Source organism: Streptomyces tyrfis (assembly GCF_037034285.1).
Classification (GTDB): Bacteria; Actinomycetota; Actinomycetes; order Streptomycetales; family Streptomycetaceae; genus Streptomyces.
Genome location: NZ_JBAGJZ010000006.1, coordinates 209146 through 227530, shown reverse-complemented (window position 1 = coordinate 227530; position 18385 = coordinate 209146). Strand labels below are relative to the sequence as shown.

The 18385-nt window shown below is 75.2% G+C and carries 13 protein-coding genes; 4 read left to right on the top strand and 9 right to left on the bottom strand.

Annotated features, from left to right (window positions below; all coding sequences use genetic code 11):
* Window positions 1–1007, bottom strand: a 1007-nt coding sequence (locus WA762_RS07220) for a heavy metal translocating P-type ATPase (protein ID WP_335933874.1), incomplete at its 3' end; no start/stop codon positions are given.
* A 247-nt stretch (window positions 1008–1254) separates the two neighbouring features.
* Between WA762_RS07220 and WA762_RS07215 the strand changes: the two genes are divergently transcribed.
* Window positions 1255–1944: a copper homeostasis protein CutC gene (locus WA762_RS07215; protein WP_335933872.1), complete on the top strand. Its 690-nt coding sequence runs from the start codon at window positions 1255–1257 to the stop codon at window positions 1942–1944.
* 401 nt (window positions 1945–2345) lie between these two features.
* Here the strand turns inward: WA762_RS07215 and WA762_RS07210 are convergent, their stop codons facing one another.
* Window positions 2346–4424 carry a HelD family protein gene (locus tag WA762_RS07210; protein WP_335933870.1) on the bottom strand — a complete coding sequence of 693 codons (2079 nt, stop codon included), beginning with the start codon at window positions 4422–4424 and terminating at the stop codon, window positions 2346–2348.
* A 498-nt stretch (window positions 4425–4922) separates the two neighbouring features.
* On the opposite strand from WA762_RS07210, the gene WA762_RS07205 reads away from it, so the two are divergent.
* Window positions 4923–5114 (top strand): hypothetical protein, encoded by a 192-nt coding sequence (locus tag WA762_RS07205; RefSeq protein ID WP_335933869.1) that lies wholly within the window; start codon window positions 4923–4925, stop codon window positions 5112–5114.
* A gap of 43 nt (window positions 5115–5157) precedes the next feature.
* Here the strand turns inward: WA762_RS07205 and WA762_RS07200 are convergent, their stop codons facing one another.
* Both WA762_RS07200 and WA762_RS07195 read right to left on the bottom strand, forming a co-directional pair.
* Window positions 5158–6801, bottom strand: coding sequence for a DNA repair helicase XPB (locus tag WA762_RS07200; protein WP_335933868.1), 1644 nt, complete (start codon window positions 6799–6801; stop codon window positions 5158–5160).
* A gap of 133 nt (window positions 6802–6934) precedes the next feature.
* Window positions 6935–9586: a helicase C-terminal domain-containing protein gene (locus WA762_RS07195; RefSeq protein ID WP_335933867.1), complete on the bottom strand. Its 2652-nt coding sequence runs from the start codon at window positions 9584–9586 to the stop codon at window positions 6935–6937.
* A 393-nt stretch (window positions 9587–9979) separates the two neighbouring features.
* Between WA762_RS07195 and WA762_RS07190 the strand changes: the two genes are divergently transcribed.
* On the top strand, window positions 9980–11278 hold the full coding sequence (locus tag WA762_RS07190) for a hypothetical protein (protein ID WP_335933865.1): 1299 nt from the start codon (window positions 9980–9982) through the stop codon (window positions 11276–11278).
* 17 nt (window positions 11279–11295) lie between these two features.
* Here WA762_RS07190 and WA762_RS07185 read toward each other — a convergent pair whose 3' ends face one another.
* The 5 genes from WA762_RS07185 to WA762_RS07165 form a co-directional block, all read right to left on the bottom strand.
* Entirely contained in the window at window positions 11296–12612 is a 1317-nt protein-coding gene (locus WA762_RS07185; RefSeq protein WP_443080538.1) for a N,N-dimethylformamidase beta subunit family domain-containing protein, read from the bottom strand.
* 565 nt (window positions 12613–13177) lie between these two features.
* Window positions 13178–14161 (bottom strand): ABC transporter substrate-binding protein, encoded by a 984-nt coding sequence (locus tag WA762_RS07180; RefSeq protein ID WP_335933863.1) that lies wholly within the window; start codon window positions 14159–14161, stop codon window positions 13178–13180.
* 244 nt (window positions 14162–14405) lie between these two features.
* Complete coding sequence (locus tag WA762_RS07175; protein WP_335933861.1) at window positions 14406–15392, bottom strand: ABC transporter ATP-binding protein; 987 nt, start codon at window positions 15390–15392, stop codon at window positions 14406–14408.
* Window positions 15389–16492 carry a FecCD family ABC transporter permease gene (locus WA762_RS07170; protein ID WP_335933859.1) on the bottom strand — a complete coding sequence of 368 codons (1104 nt, stop codon included), beginning with the start codon at window positions 16490–16492 and terminating at the stop codon, window positions 15389–15391. Before WA762_RS07170 ends, WA762_RS07175 begins: the two co-directional genes overlap by 4 nt.
* Window positions 16489–17499, bottom strand: a complete 1011-nt coding sequence (locus tag WA762_RS07165) for a FecCD family ABC transporter permease (protein WP_335933857.1) — start codon at window positions 17497–17499, stop codon at window positions 16489–16491. The genes WA762_RS07170 and WA762_RS07165 overlap by 4 nt, the downstream gene beginning before the upstream one ends.
* 230 nt (window positions 17500–17729) lie before the next feature.
* On the opposite strand from WA762_RS07165, the gene WA762_RS07160 reads away from it, so the two are divergent.
* Window positions 17730–18368: an HAD family hydrolase gene (locus tag WA762_RS07160; RefSeq protein ID WP_335933856.1), complete on the top strand. Its 639-nt coding sequence runs from the start codon at window positions 17730–17732 to the stop codon at window positions 18366–18368.
* Window positions 18369–18385 lie beyond the last annotated feature (17 nt).

Sequence of the window (18385 nt, the reverse complement as noted above, 5' to 3'; positions counted from 1 at the left end):
CCCGCGTTGAGCGTGGCCCCGGTGACCGGGTCGCCGACCCCGACCTCCACCGGCACGGACTCGCCGGTCAGCATGGACGCGTCCACGGCCGAGGCGCCCTCCACGACCACCCCGTCGGTGGCGATCTTCTCCCCGGGCCGGACCAGGAACCGGTCCCCGACCTGGAGCTCGGCCGTCGGAACCGTCACCTCGCGGCCGCCGCGGACCACGGTGACCTCCTTGGCGCCGAGTTCGAGCAGCGCCCTGAGCGCGGCGCCCGCCTTGCGCTTGGAACGGGCCTCGAAGTAGCGCCCGGCGAGGATGAAGGCGGTGACCCCGGCCGCGGCCTCCAGATAGATGTTCCCGGCGCCGTCGCTGCGGCCGATCGTCAGCTCGAACGGGTGCGTCATGCCCGTCATCCCGGCGGTGCCGAAGAACAGCGCCCACAGCGACCACAGGAACGCCGCCGAGGTGCCGACCGAGATCAGCGTGTCCATGGTCGCCGCGCCGTGCCGGGCGTTCGTCCAGGCGGCCCGGTGGAACGGCCAGGCGGCATAGGCGACCACGGGAGCCGTCAGGGTCAGGGCGAGCCACTGCCAGTAGTCGAACTGGAAGGCCGGGACCATCGACAGGACGATCACCGGCACGGCCAGCGAGACGGCGGTCACCAGACGCTGCCGCAGGGTCAGCAGCTCGTCGGGGGCCTCGTCGGCTCCGGCGCCGGCGGCCCGCTCGTCCTGGGCGGGGGCCGGGGGAGCGGGCTCGTGCGCCGTGTAGCCGGTCTTCTCGACGGTGGCGATCAGATCCCGCACGGAGACGTCCGCGTCCCGGAAGCTGACCTTGGCCTTCTCGGTGGCGTAGTTGACGGTGGCCTCGACCCCGTCCATCCGGTTGAGCTTCTTCTCGATGCGGGCCGCGCAGGAGGCGCAGGTCATCCCGCCGATCGCGAGCTCGACCTCTGCGGTGGCGCCGGCGGCCGCACCGGAGCCGGTGCCGGTGGTGCCGGTGGTGGCGGTATGCGCGGACACGGGTGTCCTCCCTGACGGAGTCCTCATACCCCAGGGGGGTATCTCTACCTCTTCAGGTATACCCCCCTCCCCTATTAAACGCAAGGTGGAAATGCTCAAGGCGTCCGGGAGTGTGTGCGGGCCGGCGGCCGGGATGCGTCCGACCTCACGCCCCTTCGGGCCGTATGCGGGCTGTGTCCGCGGGTGATCGCCCCGTAGGCTGGTCATTGGACTAGACCTATTGCCGCTTCTGGAGGATTGGGATCCGATGAGCAACCGTGCAGTCCTGGAGGTGATCGCTCTCGACGCGGAGGACGCGGTCGCCGCCCAGGCGGGTGGTGCGGACCGGCTGGAGCTGGTCACCGACATGGCGGCGGACGGCCTGACCCCGTCCCGCGCGACTTTCGCGGAGATCCGGGCGGCGGTGGACATCCCGCTGCGGGTGATGATCAGGCTGGCGGACGGTTTCGCCGCGGGCGACCTCGACGTCCTCGTCGGCAGGGCGCACGAGCTGCGGGCGGCCGGCGCCGAGGAGTTCGTCCTGGGCTTCCTCGACACCGAGGGCCGCGCCGACCTGGTCGCTGTCGAACGGCTCGTCGCCGAGCTCGACGGCTGCCCCTGGACCTTCCACCGGGCGATCGACCGGGCCGCCGACCGGGACGCGCTGCGCAAGCAGCTGGCGGACCTGCCCGGTCTGGACACCTACCTCACGGCGGGCTCCCCGAAGGGCGTCGACGACGGCATCCCGACCCTGGTCGCCGAGGCGGCGCGCAAGGACGACCCCGGCTACGAGCCGCGGATCCTGGTGGGCGGCGGCCTCCGCCTGGACCACCTGCCGGAACTGCTGGCGGCCGGCATCGACGCCGTCCACATCGGCGGCGCGGCCCGCCCGCATGGCTGGTCGGGCCCGGTGGACGCGGCGGCGGTACGGGAGTGGCGGACGGTCCTCGACGCGTGACGGCGCCGGGCGGGACGGGGTGTCCGCACGGGCGGGGGGTCCGTACCGGGCGGGCGTCCGTACCGGAGGGGGTGTCCGTACTGGGCGGGGCGTCCGCGCCGGGCGGGGGGTCCGTACCGGGGGCGTCCGCACTGGGCGGGGCGTCCGCGCCTGTGACGAGGCGTTCGTGGGCGGGGCGCCTGTGCCGGGCGGGGCGCTTGTGACGGGGCGCCCGGCCCGCCGGGCAGACGGGGGCCCGGCCCGGGCGGCGCGCTGGTGACGGGGGCACCCCGGCCCGCCGGGGGTGCCCCCGTCTGCCCCCGCTCCCCGTCCCTCTCCCCCCGCGCTCCCCGCCTGCCCCCCCCGCCGCCCCGGCTCCCGGGGAGGCGGGGGGAACACTCCCGCCACCCCGCCCCGGGCGGCTACCGCAGCAGTTCCGGCAGCTCCGCCGCGTGCACCACCGCCAGCCCCGACACCGCACGGGTCAGCGCCACGTACAGCCGGCGCAGCCCGGTGCGTTCGTCGGGCTCGCCGTCCACCACGGCGGCCGGTTCGTCCAGCACCACGTAGTCGTACTCCAGGCCCTTCGCCAGCGACGCCGGGACGAGGGTCAGCCGGCTCTCCGCCGAGGTCTCCTCACCGGGCGAGAGATACGCGCGGCCCGCCGCGTCCAGTGCCGCGGCCAGCTCCGGCACCCGCGCGTCGGCCGCGATCAGCCCGATCGACCCCTCCCGGGTCAACGCCTCCTCGCACGCCGCCAGCACCGCCGCGTCCAGCCCCGCCGGATCGGCCACCGCCCGTACCTCCAGCGAACCCGGCGCCTCCCGCACCGACTCCACCGCCGCGAGCCCCGGCGAGATCGCCGGCAGCAGCCGTGACGCGTACGCGATCACCTCGCGCGGCACACGGAAGCCCGCCGTCAGCTCCTCCACCACCGCCTCCGGCTTGCCCAGATGACGCAGCGCCCGCTCCCAGCTCTCCGTCGACCACGGCGTCGTGCCCTGCGCCAGGTCGCCCAGCACCGTCGCCGACCCCGTCGAACAGCGGCGGCCCACCGCCCGGTACTGCATCGGGGACAGGTCCTGCGCCTCGTCGAGCACCACATGACCGAGCGAGTGCGTGCGCGACATCAGGTCGCCCGCCTCGTCGATCAGCACCGCGTCCGCCGCCGACCACTTCGCCGACCGCACGCTCCGGGCGGGCTTCGTCCACAGCACCGCCTTCTGCTCGTCCGCGGTGAGCAGCCCGTCCCCGTGCGCGGCCAGGAACTCCGCGTCCGACAGCAGCCGCAGCACCAGCTTCGCCGGGTCGACCGGCGGCCAGATCGCCTTCACCGCCGCCTTCACCGCCGGATTGCGGGCCACCGCGTTCTGCACCCGGTCGTCGGGCGCCTCGCCCGCCTCCTCCATCCGGACCAGGACGGCGTGCGCGATGCGCTGGGGAAGGGCCTCGCGCGCCGCGCCGTACCGCATGTCACGGGCCAGCAGTTCGGCGACGATCTCCTCCAGTTCGTACGCGGGCACCCGCCAGCGGCGCGAACCGCGCACCACCACGACCGGCTCCGCCGGCGGCGTCACATGGGAACGGACCGCCCGCCGCAGCACCTCGGCCATCCTGGCGTCGCCCTTGACGACGGCGGCGGCCGCCGGGTCCGTGCCGCGCACCTCGACGCCCGCGCCCGCCGCCACCAGGTCGTCGACGGTCGCCTGCCGCACCTCCAGCTCGCCGAGGGCCGGGAGCACCTGCTCGATGTACTGGAGGAAGGACCGGTTCGGCCCGATGACCAGCGTCCCGGTGCGGGCCAGCCGCTCGCGGTGCGCGTACAGCAGATACGCCACCCGGTGCAGGCCGACGGCGGTCTTCCCGGTCCCCGGGCCTCCCTGGACGCACACCGTCCCGCCCAGGCCGCTGCGGACGATCTCGTCCTGCTCCGGCTGGATCGTCGCCACGATGTCCCGCATCGGGCCGACACGGGGCCGCTCGATCTCCGCCTGGAGCAGTCTGCTGGTCCGCTCCGCCTCCGCCGGGTCGGTGAGGTTCTCGTCCTCGTACGCGGTCAGTTCGCCGCCCGTGTACCCGAAACGGCGGCGTCGGCCGACGTCCTGCGGGTCCTTCCGGGACGCCCGGTAGAACGCCTGCGAGACGGGCGCGCGCCAGTCGACGACCATCGGATCGCCGTCGGCGTCGTGGACATGGCGGCGCCCGATGTAGAACCGCTCGCCTCCGCCTCCCTCGGCCTCCTCGGCGCCGACCGCGTGCAGATAGTCCAGGCGCCCGAAGAACAACGGCGTGTGGGCGAGGTCGGCGAGGGACTTGATGCGTTCGTCGATCTGGGACTGGAGCACGGCCGCGTTGACCCAGTTCGCGGTGACGTCGCGGATGTCGAGGGACTCGACGTCCTCGCGCATGGCGCGCAACGCGGCGCGGGACGCGGCGAGATGGGCGCGCTCCCGGACCAACGGATCGGCGGTGGTGGCGCTTTCGTGTTCGTGCGCGGGCACGGTGTTGCCTCCGGCTCTTCAACACAGGACGGCGGACCGCGCCCCGGCCCCCGGCATGGCAGGGCATGGCACGGCCGGGCGATGCGGTCCGCTCGGGAATCGATCACGGGATGCGTACGCGGGTGGCGCGTACGGTGTCGGCCGGTTTCCGTCCGGTCGGCGGCGCTCCCCCGGCTGCCGGCGAGAGCCGGTACCACGGTGCGGGAGGCGGGCAGACCGGGGATTGTATCGACCGCCCCGACCCGGGTCCAACGGTTTTCCGCCCGGGGCGGCGCGGGGCGGGGACGGGGAAGCGGGGCCCGGACGGGACACGGCCCCGGCCGTCCTGCCGGGCGGCGGTCCTGTCCGGCCGTCCCCGAGTCGTCGGGCCGCGACCCGTAGGGGACGGGTCCCCCGCGGAGAGGAGCGGGCACGGGCCGGGAGGGCTACGCGCCCTGCCCCCCGGTTCCGCCCGGGGACCGATGCCCGCGCGGGGTCCGGCGCAGCACCATGGAACACATGAGCACCGTCACCCTGAACCCCCGCACGACCGGCCCCGCCCACGGCGCGACCGCGGCCACAGGTCACCCGCACACCCACCGCTTCGGCGACGCCCTGCGCGCCGTCAAGGTCTACGCCCGCGCCGCGTTCGGCGTGATCGTCATGGGCGAGTACGCCGAGGAGGCCGGCGTCCGCGGCCGCACGCGCTGAGCGGCGTCCGAGCAGCCGGCCCGGACGCCGCCCCGGAACGGGATCAGCCGCCGCTCAGCAGCTCGTCGGCGTCCACGATCCGGTACGCGTAGCCCTGTTCGGCCAGGAAACGCTGGCGGTGCGCCGCGAAGTCCTGGTCGATCGTGTCGCGGGCCACCACCGAGTAGAACCGCGCCTCGTGCCCGTCCGCCTTCGGCCGCAGCACCCGGCCCAGCCGCTGCGCCTCCTCCTGCCGCGAGCCGAACGTCCCCGACACCTGGATGGCGACGGTCGCCTCCGGGAGGTCGATCGAGAAGTTCGCGACCTTCGACACCACCAGGACGCTGATCTCGCCCTCGCGGAACGCGTCGAACAGCTTCTCCCGCTGCGCGTTGCTCGTCTCGCCCTTGATCACCGGCGCGTCCAGATGCGCCCCCAGCTCGTCGAGCTGGTCGATGTACTGCCCGATGACCAGCGTCTGCTCGCCCTTGTGCTTGCGCACCAGCGCCTCGGTCACCCTCCGCTTCGTCGCGGTCGTGGCGCAGAACCGGTATTTCTCCTCGGACTCCGCCGTCGCGTACGCCAGCCGTTCCGAGTCCGTCAGATCGACCCGCACCTCGACGCAGTCGGCGGGCGCGATGTACCCCTGGGCCTCGATCTCCTTCCACGGGGCGTCGAACCGCTTCGGACCGATCAGCGAGAACACGTCCGACTCGCGGCCGTCCTCGCGCACCAGCGTCGCGGTGAGGCCGAGACGCCGACGCGCCTGGAGGTCGGCGGTGAACTTGAAGACCGGCGCGGGCAGCAGATGCACCTCGTCGTAGACCACCAGACCCCAGTCCCGGGAGTCGAACAGCTCCAGGTGCGGGTAGACGCCCTTGCGGCGGGTCGTCAGCACCTGGTACGTCGCGATGGTGACCGGCCGGATCTCCTTGCGCGTGCCGCTGTACTCGCCGATCTCGTCCTCGGTCAGCGAGGTCCGCCTCACCAGCTCGTGCTTCCACTGCCGGGCCGACACGGTGTTCGTCACCAGGATCAGCGTGGTCGCCTTGGCCCGCGCCATCGCACCGGCCCCGACCAGCGTCTTCCCCGCGCCGCAGGGCAGCACCACGACCCCGGAGCCGCCGTGCCAGAACCCCTCGACGGCCTGCTGCTGGTACGGGCGCAGCGCCCAGCCGTCCTCGGCGAGCTCGATCGGGTGCGCCTCGCCGTCGACGTAGCCGGCCAGGTCCTCGGCCGGCCAGCCCAGCTTCAGCAGCGTCTGCTTGATCTGCCCGCGCTCCGACGGGTGCACGGCCACCGTGTCCGGGTCGATCCGCGCCCCGACCAGCGGCTGGATCTTCTTCGACCGGAGCACCTCCTCCAGCACCGGCCGGTCGGTGGAGGTCAGCACCAGACCGTGCACCGGGTGCTTGGAGAGCGTGAGGCGGCCGTACCTGGCCATCGTCTCGGCGATGTCGACGAGCAGCGCGTGCGGGACGGGGTAGCGCGAGTACTGCACGAGCGCGTCCACGACCTGCTCGGCGTCGTGCCCGGCGGCCCGCGCGTTCCACAGCCCGAGCGGGGTCAGCCGGTAGGTGTGGATGTGCTCGGGCGCCCGCTCCAGCTCCGCGAACGGCGCGATGGCACGGCGGCAGGCGTCGGCCAGGTCGTGATCGACCTCGAGGAGCAGTGTCTTGTCGCTCTGGACGATGAGGGGTCCGGTCACGCGCGTCGGCCCTTTCTGCTGCGGGGAGCGGCCGGGAACGGCCAAACGTCCAGTCTGCCGCATGCGCGGGCCCGGTGCGTGGGTCGTGCGCCACACGGTCCGGACCCGGACCGGCCCCGGACCGGACGCGCGGTCACGGCGTCGCGTCGTCGGCGAGTTCGGCCACGCCCGTGATGCGGTGCAGGGGGTAGGTGCGGACGCCGTCCGCCGTGTGGTCGTAGGCCGTGACGTAGCCGCCCTCGACCTTCACCGGGGCGATGACGTGCTGGCTGGCGGCGCCCTCCGCGCTGACGTAGCCGATCCAGAGCGCCGAGCCGGTCAGCGCGGCGGCCTGGACGGTGGCGAGGGTCTCGGCGGCGGACGTGCGGGGCAGGGAGCCGGGCGGGGCGGGCGGGGCGTCGGCGGGCTGGGCCGGATCCTTGCGGGCCACCGTGGCGGCGGCGTCCCCGGCGCGGATCGCCCGGACCGCCGCGCCGAGCAGGACGGCGTCGGGGACCGGCGGGCCCTCGGGCACGGGGGCGGGAGGCGTGCGCGGCGGGGTGCGGTGGGCGCCCGCGCGGGTGATGAGGACGTCGCCCTCGGCGGACTCGGCGGCCGGCGCGTACCCCATCTCGCGCAGCCCTTCGAGCAGGGACGCCGGGTCGGCCAGGGCGGCCAGGACCGTCGGGGCGAGCCGGCGCAGGCGCAGGGTGGACGCGCGCCGGTCGGCGAGGATCTCGTTCAGCGTGGACTCGTCGTCGCAGCGCACGTACGAGGAGGCCGCGCCGATCCGCAGATGGCCGTGGCGGCGGGCCACGTCGTCGATGAGGTAGCTGAGCGGCTGCGGCACCGGGGTGCGGCTGTGCGCGGCGAGGAAGGCGTGCAGGTCGGCCGCCGACTGCCCGGCGTCCAGGGCGCGGCGCACCGACCCCGGGGTGAAGCGGTAGACGGTGGCGCCGCCCTTCGACTCGATGTCCGCGAGCACGGAGAGCGCCTCGGCCAGGGGGCGTACCAGCGGACCGGGCGCGACGGCCGTCAGGTCGGCCTGGAGCAGGACGTGGTCCAGGGGCTCGGGGAGCAGCGGGGCGAGCAGCGCGGCGGCCTCGGCGAGCGCGGAGTCGGGCGTCGCTTCGCGCCCCGCGGCGGCCTCGGCGGGTCCGGGGCCGAGCAGGGCCCGGGCGGCGGAGGCCAGCGCGCCGCGCCCGGTGATGCCGAGGAGCTCGGACTCGTTCAGCGTCCACAGGGCGAGGCGGGACCGCAGCTCCACCGTCTCCCCGTCGGAGCCGGAGCCGGGATGAGAACCCGGACCGGGCGCGGACGCCGTGGGGGCGGCGGACCCGGCGGCCCCGCGCAGGGGGCGTTCCCAGCGGAGCCGGGCGAGCACGGTCTCCGGGTCGGGGGCGGTGCCCGGTTCCAGGGCGGCGAGGAGGGCGAGGACGCGGTGGCGGACCTCGGGGGCGGCCGAGCGGTCGAGTCCGGGGCCGAGGGCGGACAGCGCCCGGCCCTTGGCGTCCTGGCCGCCGACCAGGCCCGCGGTGCGGGTGGCGGCGAGCCACGCGGCGGCGAGGTGCACCCAGCGTTCCTCGGCGGGGAGGTCGGCCCAGTCGTCATACGCGGGCGTCGGCGCGTACCGTTCGTCGGCCGCGCCGTCGGACGCCACCAGCCCGGCCGCGTGGGCGAGCTCGATCCAGAACGCGGCGACCGGTTCGGGGACGTCGAGCGCGGTGGCGGTCCGCTTCAGGTCGCGTACGCCGATCCCGCCGGCCCGCAGCATCGCGGGGCCGCCGCCGTTCCAGCCCTTCAGCAGCTCCTCGACGGTCGTCACCGCGAGGAACGCCTGCCCGGCCGCCGCGCTGTCCACAGCCTGGGGATCGCGGTGCGCGAGCGGCTCGACGGCCGGCGGCCGCGGTTCCGGTACGCGGTGGGCGCGGCCGGCCCGCAGATGCAGGGCGGCCTCGCGGGGCAGCACCACGGTACGGGCGGACACGGGCAGCAGCAGCCCCCGGTCGCGCAGCCACCGCACCGGTGGGGCGGGGTCCGGGGTCACCTCTCCGTACGGGGGTCCCCACACCAGCCGGTCCAGGACGGACAGGGCCTCGGCGGGGGCGGTGTCCAGCAGCCCGGCCATGGCGGCCCGGTCGGTGAAGAGCCCGGTCAGGGCCGCCACCGCGGAGACCGGGTCATGGGTGGCGGGCAGTCCGGCCGCCGTCAGGATCTCCTGGAGGCGGCCCGGCGACATCCCGGCGGTGGCCTCCGCGACGGTCGGGCCCAGGCCGGTGGGGGAAGGGCGGCGCGGGGAGGGGGAGAGGAGCTCGCGCGCGGTGCGCACCAGGCGCAGCTGGTCGTCCTCCCCCCAGACGAGGGCCTGTTCGCGCAGGGTGCCCAGGGCGGCGGGCAGCGCGTCCGTGATCGCCCCGGCGAGGGTGCTGTCGGTGTCGGTGTCGGTGTCGGTGTCGGTGTGGGCGTGGGTGCCGGGTGCGCCGACCAGCCGATCGCCGGTGTCACGGCCGTCACGGCCGTCACGGCCGTCCCGGCCGTCGCCGGTGAGCAGGCCGAGCAGCGTTTCGTAGGCGGCGGGGTCGGGGGCCACGGCGAGCGCCTCGGCGGTCTGCAGGGCGAACCGGTCCAGCCGTTCCAGCGCCCGTATAACGGAGGCACGGGTGCCGGCCCTCGTCGCGAGCTGGGTGATGTCGTTGGGCACGGGGGTGAGGAGGTCGGGGCGGGCCCGCAACAGCGCCGCCAGCGACTCGTCGTCCCGGGCGCGGAGGGCTTCGGCGAGCGTCCGCGGTCGTGTGGTCGTCCCCATCCGCCCCACGTTAGTCGCTGTCCGTCCCGGGCCGCCCCCATCCGGTCCGTGGCGGGGTGCGGCCCGGCGCGTCGGGGGCCGGTCGCCGTCCGGCGTCGGGGCGGCTCGCCGACGGGGCGCGTTCCGGCGGGTCGGGCAGTTCGCCGTCGGGCCGCCGTCCGGTTTTCGCCGTGGTCGCCGCCGCCTCGCCGTTCTCGCCGGTCTGGCCGTGGTCGCCGCCGCCCCGCCGTTCTCGCCGGCCTGGCCGTGGTCGCCGCCGCCTCGCCGTTCTCGCCGGTCTGGCCGTGGTCGCCGCCGCCTCGCGGTCCTCGTCGGCCTCGTCGTGGTGGTCGCCCCGGGCGGGCCCGGACGCTACCGTCGGCGGAGCAGGGGCGGCAGGAGGGGAACCAGCGCGTGGGGATCGAGAGCGATCAGCTCGTCTACGACTACCTGAGCCGGGTCGGGGACCTGGCCCAGCAGCAACAGCTGTCCTCGGGCGACCGGATGAGGCTGGTGTCGACGCTCCGGGGCGAGATCGACCGGCAGCGCCGGGAGCAGTCCGCGGACAGCCCGGCGGCGGTCCGCCGGATCATCGGCAGGCTCGGTACGCCGGACGAACTGGTCGCCGCCGCGGCCACGTCCGGCGACGGCCCCGCGCAGTCGCAGCCGCAGCCGCCGCAGCAGCGGCCGGAACGCGGCGCGGCGCAGGGCCGGGACGTCCCCGGTCCGCGCGAGGCGCGCCGGGGGTTGTTGCGGAAGGCCGGTTCCGCCGGGAGCGCGCCCCGGGCGGGTACCAGTACGGGCACGAGTACGAGTACGGGCACGGGTACGAGCGCCGAGAGGTCGGCCGGGAGCCCGGCGGGCCGCGGGGCCGGCGGGCCGGGCCCGGACGACCGGGCCGGCCAGAGGGGCGCGGAGCTCCCGGGCCCGCCGGACTTCCCCGAGGGTTCGGGGGAGCCGGAGAGTTCGGGGGATTCGGAGGAGTGGGAGGAACGTGCGGCGGGCGACGCGCCCCCGCCGCCGATGCCCGGACGGGTCCCCTCGCCGCCGCACATGGCCGGTACGGACGAGCTGGGACCGTCCGGCGGCGAACCCGACTGGTGGGAGGTCGAGCCCGGGCCGTTCGGCGCCGGGGTCGACGTGCCGGGGTTCACCGGGGGCATCGAGATCCCGGCCATGATGCGGAAGCCGTCGGCCGGGGACGCCGTCCCGCGCCCGCGCGCGGCGGCGGACGGACATGACGAGGGGGACGAGGAGGAGCCCGCCGCCGAGGAGACGCCCGAATCCGGGGAACCGGCACCGCGCCGCCGACGGCTCCTGGGGCTGCCCCGCCGCGCCCCGCGCGAGGCGGAGGACGGCGGCGCGGCGCGGCGCGGGTTCTCCCACCCGTTGCTGCTGTTCGCCGCCGTGCTGCTGGTCGCGGGGGCGGTACTGGGCTCCTGGCTGGCGCTGGGGGCCGGCTGGCTGCTCGCGTACAGCTCGCGGACGCTGTCCCGAGCCGAGGCGAAGTGGGCGGCGATGGGGCTGCCGGGCGTGGTGGTGGCGGGCGGGATCGTCTGGCTCTGGGGCCGCATGGACGGCCGCTGGGGCGAGCCGATCGCGCGGGACGGCCTGGGGGAGGCGATGAGCGGGATGTGGCCGGTGCTGGTCCGGACGGCCGCGATCGCCTCGGCGGCGTTCCTGGTGTGGCGGGCGCGGCGACGGGCGGGGTGAGCGCGGGCGGCGGGCCGTCATGCCCGGCCCCCGTACACCTCCGTCACGTTCGGACGCGGTGCGGGCCGGTGGTGGGCTGCGGGGCCCTGGGCGAAGGCGCGCAGCAGGTTCTCCGTCGCGCGGGTGACGAACGTGCGGGTGCGGGCGTCCATGCCGTGGTCGCGACCCCCGTCGGGGGTTCCGGCCATCAGGCCCTCCACCCACCGCATGGTGCCGGTCGCGAAGACGCCCGCGCCGCTTCGCGCGGTGTAGTACGCCGAGTCGCTGTGGCTGCGGCGTCCCTTGCACACCAGAGGGGAGTGGGCCGTGATCTCCAGGGGCTCGGGGACGGGCGAGCCCGGGGTGACCCGGTCGTACTCCACGCCGACCAGATGGTCGAAGCCGTCGCCGGGCCGCACCCCCGTCCCCTCGTACAGCCAGTGGTCCGCCGCGTGGACGACATAGGGCGCGTCCGTCGGATAGCCCTCGTAGAGCACGCCCGTCAGCGAGGACTCCGGGTCGGCCGCCGGGGACCGGCGGAAGTCCGTCGTCACCAGGGCGGGGTGGGAGGGGTAGCAGGGGTCGGCCGGGTAGGAGGACTTGTAGCAGACCACCGTGCGCTCGGGCCGTGCCCCGTCCCGTTCCAGGCGGACCCGGCGGAAGCAGGTGTTGGCGCCCAGGAAGGCCACGTTGGTGCCGGTGTCGCGGGCCCGGGCGACGTGCCGGCGCTGCTGCGGGGTCCAGTACTCGTCGTGGCCGAGGCAGACGACGGCGACCGCCCCGCGCAGCACCTCCGGGTCGCGGTGCACGTCGATCCCGGTGGTGTACGCGAGCGGAAGGCCGAGCCGTTCGGCGAGGACCACCGCCGCCCGCTCGTACACCATGAACTTCTCCGCGCCGTTCGAGTCGTAGGGCCGGTCGAAGCTGACGGCGAGGGACCGCGCGGCGTACGCCCCGGAGGGGCCCTCGTAGAGGCTGTAGCCGCCCCACCGGTTGTAGGCCTGCCAGGTGGCGGGCGCGTGCATCAGCACCGTCCGGCCCGTGCCCCGCGCGGAGCGCACGATCAGCGGGACGTAGCGCTGGTGGCCGTCCTCCGTGTCCAGCCGCAGCAGATACGCGCCCTCCGGCCAGCCCTCGGTGGCGAAGCCCAGCGTGCGCCGCCAGGCCGCGCGGACCGTGCGGGTCTCGGGCAGAAAGCCCGGCTCCGCCTGGACGCGGCCCGGTATGCGCCCGGACGACCAGACGAGCCGGGCCTGGGCCCCGCCGTACCAGCCGATGCGGAACGCCGAGACGCGGAAGGACGAGGCGGTCGTCGAGACGTACAGACCGCATTCCTCGCCCGGTGTCACGCTCACCCGGTCCGTGTACCCGAGCACGGCCGCCGCCGGACCCCGCGAACGGATACGCCAGTCGGGTGTTCCCGGACGGTCCCGTTCCGTCTCGGGCCGGTGCGAAGCCGCCGTCCGGCGGTCGCGGGCGGGAGGGGACGGGGCAGGAGACGGGCCGCAGGCACCGGCGCCGGCCGTCGCCGAGCCGAGTCCGACGCCCGCCTTCAAGAAGGTCCTGCGGCGCAGCGCCGACCCGGATCCCGTCCCGTGCCGCGGTGTCTCCTGCCTGTCGGGGCCCACGTCGCCTCCCGTGCCTCCGGCTCGCGCGTCGCCGCCCCCTCGCGAGCAGCGTCGCACGGCGCGGCGGGCCGTGCCCTGCCCGAGGCCGTGCGCGGGGGCGCGGGCGGCAGCGCCGCGACAGCCGACGGACCGCCCGGCGGCACGCCGCGGAATGGACCGGGGCGGGCCGGGGTGTGCCGGGACGCTCTGGGACGCGCCGGGACGTACCCGGGCGGGGCCGGGACGCGCCGGGGCGGGCCGCGGCGACGGCGAGAGGCCGGGGGCGCGAGACGTGCGGTGCCCCGGCACGCCGTCACTTCGTCATGTCCGCCTGGAGCTCGTCGAGGATCTTGTCGGCGGCCGTGTAGCCGATGCCCGCGATCCACAGGCGGTCGTCGACCTGGAAGACCTTTCCGGCCTTCGACGCCTTCAGGCCCTTCCACAGGCTGCTGTTCATCGTCTTCGTCGTCCCGGCCTTCTCCGGGCTTCCGTACGTCGACGTGAAGACGACGTCCGCGTCCGCCAGGTCGATCTTCTCGGGGGACACGTCGTACGAGAAGCCGTCCTTGGCCTTGTCGGTGATCGCGGGGCGGCCGAGGCCGAGGTCGCCGAGGATCGAGCCGATGTAGTTCTGCTTGCCGTAGATGCGGATGTCCGCGCCCTCGACGAACCGGACGAAGTTGACCTCGGTCGCGGCCGCCTTCTCCTTGCCGCCCAGCGCCTCGGTGACCTTCGCGACATGGGCGTCGTACGCGGCGACGACCTTCTTCGCCTCGTCCTCCTTGCCGAGGGCCTGCGCGTGCAGCTGGAAGTTCTGCTTCCAGGCGGACCCGGTGGACTCCGTCATCACCGTCGGGGCGATCGCGCTGAGCTGCTCGTAACGGTCGCCGTCGCGGACCTTGCTGGTCAGGATCAGGTCGGGCTTCAGCGAGGCGACGGTCTCCAGGTTGGGGTTGGAGATCTCCCCGACCACCTCGATGCCCTTCGTCTTCGCGGCGGGCAGATAGGCGGGGAAGCCCTTGTCCGTCGCCGAGTGCGTCGCGCCGACGGGCCGTACGCCGAGGCTGAGCGCGGAGTCCAGCTCGCCGGTGTCGAGGACCACGACACGCCGGGGGTCCACGGGCGCCTCGACGTCGCCCATGACCGTCTTCACCGTGTGGGTCTCGGCGGAGGCGGCGTCGCCGCCGGAAGCGGAGGAGCTGCCGGATTTCGAGAAGCCGCAGGCGGAGAGCGCCAGCGACCCGGTCAGGGCGAGGGCGCCGAGGGAGAGGGCGCGGCGACGGATGAGGGTGGTCATGGGCGGCCTTTCGTCGAGGGGGCGAGGGCGGGGCGGCGGCTGCCCGTACGGCTGCGTTCACGCAGGTCACGCGGTGTCGCGACGGGCGCGACCACGTTCACGTACGGTCAGGGTCTCGGTCACGGTCGTGTCTGCGCGCGGCACGTCATGTCGTCTCAGGGGCACGCGCGTCATGTCAGGTCACGTACGTCACGTCACGTCATGTGGTGTCAGGTCATGTCGCGGCACGTCATGTCACGCGCGTTCACGGCGTCGGGCCGGGCCGCCAGGGCGCGCCCGGCACCACCAGCGGCGAACCGGTCACCGGGCACGGGACGATCACCGCGTCCAGGCCGAACACCTCGTGCACGAGGTCCGCGGTGACGACGTCCTCCGGGCGGCCCTCGGCCACGATCCGGCCCGCCTTCATCGCGACCAGGTGGTCGGCGTACCGGGCGGCCTGGTTGAGGTCGTGGAGCACGGTGACGACGGTCCGGCCCCGGGCGCCGTCCGCCGCCGGGGCGGTGAGCCGCCGCACCAGGTCCAGGACCTCCACCTGGTGCGCGATGTCGAGGTACGTGGTCGGCTCGTCGAGCAGCAGCAGGTCCGTCTCCTGGGCCAGCGCCATCGCGATCCAGACCCGCTGGCGCTGGCCGCCCGACAGCTCGTCCACCGACCGGTCGCCCAGCGCGGTGACGTCGGTGCGGGCCATGGCCTCCGTCACCGCCCGCTCGTCCTCCTCCGACCACTGCTGCCACCAGTGCTGGTGGGGCTGTCGGCCACGGGCGACGAGATCGGAGACCGTGATCGCCTCGGGCGCCACCGGGGTCTGCGGCAGCAGCCCGATGGACTGGGCGATCCGGCGGGTGGGGATCTTCGACAGCTCGGTCCCGTCGAGCAGCACCGACCCGCCGCTGGGCCGCAGCAGCCGGCCCAGCGCCCGCAGCGTGGTCGACTTGCCGCAGGCGTTCGGGCCGACGATCACGGTGACCTGCCCGTCCGGCACGGTCAGGTCCAGACCGTGCACGACGGTGCGGTCCTCGTACGCGAGGGTCAGCCCCCGCGCGGCGAGCCGGCCGGTCGCGGCCCGCCCCGCCGCGGGCCCGGCGGCGCCGGCGGCCCGGTCCGCGCCGGACGCACCGGAAGCGCCAGACGGACCGGACGGACCGGACGCGCCGGGTGCGCGGGTCGTGCCGGGCGTGCCGGTCGCACCGGGCACGTCGGACGCGTCGGACGTACGGGTCGAGCTCATGCGGTACCTCCAGTACGGCCGCGACCGCCGCCGTGACCACGGATGATCAGCCAGATCAGATACGGGGCGCCGACCGCCGCCGTCAGCACCCCCACCGGCAGCTCGGTGGGGGAGAAGAGCCTGCGGGCCAGCAGGTCCGCGAAGACCACGATCACCGCGCCCAGCAGCGCCGAGCACAGCAGCGGGATCTGCGCGGTACGGGTCAGCCGGCGGGCGATCTGCGGGGCCAGCAGCGCCACGAAGTCGACCGGCCCGGCCGTCCCGGTCGCCACGGACGCCAGGACCACGCCGAGGGCGACCAGCCCCAGGCGCACCCGCCCGAGGCGCACCCCGAGGGCGGTCGCGGTGTCGTCGTCCAGCGAGACGGTGCGCTGCGCCCGCGCCGCCCACAGCACGGCCGGCAGCAGGACCAGCAGTGTCCAGCCGATCGGCGCGGCCTCGGCCCAGCCCCGGCCGTTGAGCGATCCGGTCATCCAGATCTTGGCCTGCTGGGCGACCAGGTAGTCGCCCTTCGTCATGAACAGGGTGGTGACCGACCGGAGCGCGATGGCGAAGCCGATGCCGATCAGCACGAAACGGGTGGCGTGCAGCCCGCCGCGCCAGGCGAAGAGGTACACCAGGACCGCCGCGGCCACCCCGCCGGCGACGGACAGATACGGCAGCACGGTGTACGAGGTGACGCCGAACGTCATCGCGCCGACCGTGAGCGCGCTCGCGCCCTGGCTGATGCCGATGATGTCGGGGCTGGCCAGCGGATTGCGGGCGACGGTCTGGATCAGCGCCCCGGCGATCCCGAACGCCGCCCCGACCAGCAGCCCCACTGTCATGCGCGGCAGCCGCAGCGTGCCGACGACCAGCTCGTCGGGGGACGGCCGGCCCAGGACCACGTTCAGCACCTCGCCGGGGGCGACGAAGTTCTCCCCGACGCAGAGATACGCGACGCAGAGGGCGGCCAGCAGGACGAGCAGGGCGGCGGCCGTCACGGCGGCCCGCCGGTGCAGCAGGAACCGGCCCCGGGCCCCGATCCGCACCACGTGGTATCCGGTGGGCGCCGTCCGGGATCCGGCGGCCCGCACCGGGGCGGTCGTCCGCGCGCTCATGCGGGCACCGCCTTCCGGCGTACCAGCGTGACCAGGAACGGCACCCCGAGCAGCGCGGTCATCACCCCGGCCGGGACCTCGCTCGGCGGGAACAGGACCCGGCCGACCACGTCGGACACCAGCAGCATCACGGGCCCGATCAGCGCCGCCGTCGGCAGCACCCAGCGGTGGTCGGCGCCGACGACCGCGCGGGCGATGTGCGGGACGGCGAGCCCGATGAACGCGATCGGCCCGGCCGCCGCGACCCCGACGCCGGTCAGCACGGTCGCGCCGACGCCGCCGACGATCCGTACCGTGGCGACCTTCTGCCCCAGCCCCTTCGCGACGTCCTCGCCCAGCGCCAGCGCGTCCAGGCCGCGCGCGACCGACAGCACGAGCACGGTCCCCACCAGCAGGAACGGCCATACCTGCCCGGCCACCTCGGCCTCGCGCCCGGCGAGCGAACCGACCTGCCAGAAGCGGAACTCGTCCAGCGCGGACGCCTTGGTCGTCAGCACCCCGGTCGTCACGGACACCAGCAGCGCGTTGATCGCGGCCCCGCCCAGGGCGAGCTTCACCGGCGTGGCGCCGCCGCGCCCGCTGGAGGCGACCGCGTACACGGCGACCGAGGCGAGCGCGGCCCCGGCGAACGCGAACCAGACGTACCCGGTCAGGGTGTGGACCCCGGCGTACGCGATCGCCAGCACCACGCCCACCGAGGCGCCCTGGCTGATCCCGAGGATGCCGGGGTCGGCGATGGGGTTGCGGGTGATGCCCTGGAGCGCCGTGCCGGCCAGGGCCAGGGCGGCGCCGACCATCAGCCCGATCAGGGTGCGCGGCACCCGCATGTTCCGGACGACTTCGGCGGCGTTGGAGTGCCCGCCGTGCAACAGGGCGTCGAACACCTCGGACGGGGGTATGGAGCGGGCCCCCACGGCCAGGCTGAGAAGAACCGCCACCAGCAGCGCCGCGACGGCCGCCGCCGTCACGAGTACGCGTCTGGTGCGGCGTGGTGCGGCGGCTGACATCGGACCCAATCGGACGGCGAAGCAAAGTTAGGCTTGGCTAAGTCTAAGCATCGCCGTTCCGGGGCCCGAGGGGCCTACCGGGGAACGCCCGGAGCACCGGAGGCGCCGCCCGCCCCGACAGCTCCGGGAGCCACCGGGCCCGGCGGCGCCGCACCGGCGCACGCCGGGCCCGACGCCCCCCGGCGGACGCGGCCTCCGGCCCGAGTGACCGGGCCGCGACAATGGGGGGCATGCCCGCACACCAGCCCACGCCCCCGCGAACGGCCCTGACGGTCGGCTTCGACCTCGACATGACGCTCATCGACTCCCGCCCCGGCATCAAGGCCGCCTATCTGGCGCTCTCCGCCGAGACGGGGACGCCGATCGACGCCGATCTGGTGGTGAGCAGGCTGGGCCCGCCGGTCGACGAGGAGCTGCGGAACTGGTTCCCGGCCGACACCGTGGCCGCCACCGCCGCGCGGTACCGGGAGATCTACCCCGCCCACGCCATCGCCCCGACCCCGCTGCTCCCGGGCGTGCGGGAATCGCTCGCGGCGATCCGCGAACGCGGCGGCCGGGCGATCGTCGTCACCGCCAAGCACGCGCCCAGCGCCGCCCTCCACCTCACCCACCTCGGCATCGAGCCCGACGCGCTGATCGGCGGCCTGTGGGCGGAGGGCAAGGCGGAGGCGCTGCGCGCGCACGGCGCGTCCGTATACGTGGGCGACCACACCGGCGACGTACGGGGCGCCCGCACGGCCGGCGCCCTGTCGGTGGCGGTCACCACGGGCCCCTGCGACGCCGCCGAACTCCGGGCGGCGGGCGCGGACGTCGTCCTCTCCTCCCTGACGGAGTTCCCGTCCTGGCTGGAGGCGTACACCGCGCGCTGAACCCGCGCGGCGCCCCG